The following is a 1,415-nucleotide window of genomic DNA, read 5'->3' as shown; positions in this document are numbered from 1 at the left end:
AGCCATTGGCTCGGCAATGATTGCATCAGGCGCACAAGCCGATGTCGCGGCCACCAGCTTCCGAAATGCAGGTAAGGCGCTAGCACGGGGTGAGGGGTCAACAAAGCGCCAGCACAAAGCCTACAAGCGCTTGGGGCTGGATGCGGTAAAGGTATCCAAGAACCTTCAGAAAGACGCTGTGGGTACGCTTAAAACCGTCATAGGGCAAATTAGAGAACTACCCAAGGAGCTGCAAACCTCGGTCATCTCAGATCTGTTTGGAGATGAAGCACGCGCAATTGCACCTCTGATTGAGAATGCAGAGCTTCTGGATAAAGCTCTTGGGGCAGTGGCTATTCAGGCAAACTTCCTTGGCTCCTCTGAAGCCGAGTTCCAGAAGAGAAGGGAAACAAGCGCGGCCAAACTGCAGGAGTTTCAAAGCAAAGTAGAGGCCGCGTCTATTGCAATTGGTGACAGTCTTTTGCCTGTGATCAATGATTTGGCGGACGCAGTCGGTCCACACATCAAAGCGTTTACAAAATGGGCGGAAGAGAACCCGGAAATGCTGAGGTTTTTCGTTAAATGGGGTACCGCAGCAGTTGGTCTGTTAGTTGCTCTGACTGGCCTCAGGTTCGCAGCAAAGCTACTCAAAACAACACTCATTGATACCGTGCTCGGTGTTGGAAAGATGCTTAAGAGAGCGGGCAAGTTAGCCGGAATCTCAATGGGGCGTAGCCGTAAGACCCGCAGTACCGTTGGCCCCGCAGGCGCAAAACCTTCTTCCGTTAAGAAAACCGGTGTTCCTCAGGTATCCCGCAAAATGCCAGCTGCTGCCAATGATAACGGAGGCGGGAAATCCAACATCAAAGGGATGAAGGCTAGCAAGCTCTTGAAAGGTGCAGCCAGCCTGAATGCTATCGGTCTAGCCCTCAACGAGTTTGAGCACTCAATCAATACATGGGGCATGAGTTGGAAGGATAGAGCCCAGTATGCGCAGAACAGGTTCAAAGATGGAGCCGCTCGCGGTGAGGCAATGAACCAATGGCTTGAAGATCTCATTGGGGTACGCAAAGGGCCGGTTGAGAAAGGCAATGTTCTCGTTGAGGCCCTTAAGCAAGACCTGGCATTGATCGACAGCCAGATTGCAGAGTTGGGCGATAGCCGAAGCGAGAGACAAACCAAACGAGGCTTGCAGACAGACCGCGAGGAAATTGTTGAGCAACTGAAAGCACTCAACGCCGAGCTTGCGCAGACTGCGAATGGAGTTGCTGAAGCTAAAGTAGCAGAGGCACTTCAAACAAAGGCAAACCAAATCCTTGCGGTCCCGATCCCCAAACCTTCTGCGGGTTCTGCCCTGAAGGTTCCGCAGATCTCAGGTGCGCGAGCATTAGGCGGGCAGATTGTGGGTGGCCGTAACTATCTAGTGGGAGAGAATG

General features: G+C 52.5%; 1 protein-coding gene. It reads left to right on the top strand.

What is annotated here, in order from left to right:
- A partial coding sequence (locus PsW74_RS06645; protein ID WP_208987874.1) for a phage tail tape measure protein occupies window positions 1–1,415 on the top strand: 1,415 nt, incomplete at both ends.

This window comes from Pseudovibrio sp. W74 (assembly GCF_001623085.1).
Taxonomy (GTDB): Bacteria; Pseudomonadota; Alphaproteobacteria; order Rhizobiales; family Stappiaceae; genus Pseudovibrio.
Note: the sequence above shows the minus strand (reverse complement) of the source record. Positions and strands in the feature narration are given on the sequence as shown.